2 protein-coding genes are annotated in these 2,150 nt (G+C 27.6%); one reads left to right on the top strand and one right to left on the bottom strand.

The features are described from left to right. Positions 1-94: 94 nt before the first annotated feature. A complete protein-coding gene (locus HX088_RS13780) occupies positions 95-907 on the bottom strand; it encodes a WG repeat-containing protein (RefSeq protein WP_260542907.1) in 813 nt (270 codons plus the stop codon). 131 nt (positions 908-1,038) lie between these two features. On the opposite strand from HX088_RS13780, the gene HX088_RS13785 reads away from it, so the two are divergent. Beyond that, entirely contained in the window at positions 1,039-2,043 is a 1,005-nt protein-coding gene (locus tag HX088_RS13785) for a hypothetical protein (protein WP_286484473.1), read from the top strand. Positions 2,044-2,150: the final 107 nt, after the last annotated feature.

The raw sequence follows: 2,150 nt of genomic DNA on the forward strand, positions 1-2,150 counted from the left end.
GTATGTTACATCATATTTTACTTTTCTTGCCATAAAAAATGCCCCCAAAAGTGTCTAACTTTTTGGGGGCAGTGTAAGAAAGGTCGCATTTTTTTTATTTCATAACACCTAATTGTGTTAATATTTTTTCTTCATAAGGATCTATCTTAAATTGATCAAATTTTACAAAATCTTTTCCATCTTTCAGATACCCTAATTGATAATTTTGACGAACAACAGGTTGATTTTCGAAACTTTCTAAAATAGGCAATTCAGAAATCGGTTCTAAAATTTTTTCATTTGTAGTCGAAATTAAACCAAAATGCATCAAATAATTTTCTTTGGATAAAAAATAAGGAAAATAAGCCAACACATCAGGACGTTCAATTTTCAAAGAAGTTGATTCTCCAAAAGTTGCAAAATTTTGATCAACAGGTGTTAAATATTCGTATTGAAAATCAATAATTAATTGATTGTTTTTGTCAATCATTCCCCATTTTCCATCTTTTTCTACTCCAGCCAAACCAGCTCTAAAATCGGTACAACCATCATATTCAAACGGAATAATTACTTGATTCAATAAATCAATAAATCCCCATTTTCCGTCTTTTTTTACAGCACAAATATTCTCAATAAAATCACTTGATAATTCATACTCAAACGGAATCAAAACTTGGTTAGACTTGGTTATAAATCCCCATTTTTCGTTTTTCTGAGCACTATATGCATTAACCGTTGTGAGAACTAATTTCTGGTACTCAAAAGGAATAATTACATTTCCAGTTTTATCGATTAAGCCAAATTGATCATTAATAGATATTGGTGCTAAATTATTGCGATCAAAAACAGTTAACTCTTCAAATGTTGTTGTTTCTTTGTGAACGAAATCATCAAACTGATCAGTGTCTTTTGGGTAAATTTTAGTCATAATTCTTTAATTCACCACAAAATTAAAGAATCAAAATTAATAGATATCTTTTTATTTTAAAAATATCCGATTTTAAGCACTTTTTTGTAAATATAATTCTTATTTTTGTAGGAAAGCTTAAAGTATAACCTATGAATATTTTTACTAAATTATTTTTTAGTGCAGCCATAATGTCGAGTAGCTTTGTTTCTGCTCAACAGGAAAACATTAACATTACAAATCTTCCAACGACTATTAATAAAGATTATTCTTTTGATGGAGTTTGGAATATTTCAAATGATGTAACTACTTCTAATTACAAAATTTCTGGCGGAAAATTGACTAACTATTCAGATAAAACTAGTCAAACTTTATTTTTTGATTTATATTTTGTTCCTTCAAAATCTTCGTTGGATTTGTATGATTTACCTAACAAAATCACAACAAATGCCCAATTAGGAACTCTGGAAGGGAATGGAACAAGTTTTAATAATGTAAATGTAACTTTTAAAGCAGCAGATATCCAGAAATTAGCAGATGGAGATTATACACCAATTTTATTATTGAAAGAGAGAGAAACAAGCAATGTTTTAAACTACAAGATTTTAAATAATAAAATATCATTACAATCGAATGATATTATGATTGATAAAGTAATTGATGATGCTAGTTTACCACAATTAACGGAGAAAAATACATTAGCTTCTACAAATAATATTGACGCAACTTTATCAGATATTTATATTCCCGTAGAGAGTTCATTAGCTATTGAAAATGCAAACAAAAAAGTAAAATTAGCTGGTGTTTGGAAATTAGAAATTGATTTTAATACATTAATGGTTACAGTTGATGGTATTAATAATTCTATTCAGAATTTAGATTCTAAACCAACAAATGACTTGAAATTATTAGTCTATTTTTCAAAACAAAATATTACAGATGCAAAAAAAATAGATGGATTTGAATTGCTTAATTTTGATATTACTCCGGTTGCCGCTTTAACAAAATTAAGTAATCTTGATTTTACAACTAACATCACAAAGTTAGTTCCTGCGGGTGAATATTACCCAATTTTGGTTTTGACAGAGAAGAATAATGAAGGAAACTATGTAATCAAATCTACTTTGAGTTTAGGTGAAAAATATATTTGGAAATAAATTCTAATTAATAAACAAAAAGCGAAATCTTATTAGACTGCACCCAAAAGTTTGGACAGATTAAAAATTAATAATTATAAAAATGAGTTCGATATTGTATCGGGCTC

Origin of the sequence: Empedobacter sp. 225-1 (genome assembly GCF_030328185.1) — a bacterium.
Lineage (GTDB): Bacteria > Bacteroidota > Bacteroidia > Flavobacteriales > Weeksellaceae > Empedobacter > Empedobacter stercoris.

Bases quoted from the DNA above. Each gene is read 5' to 3' on its own strand.
- HX088_RS13780 (WP_260542907.1), bottom strand. From the start codon at position 907: ATGACTAAAATTTACCCAAAAGACACTGATCAGTTTGATGATTTCGTT.
- HX088_RS13785 (WP_286484473.1), top strand. From the start codon at position 1,039: ATGAATATTTTTACTAAATTATTTTTTAGTGCAGCCATAATGTCGAGT.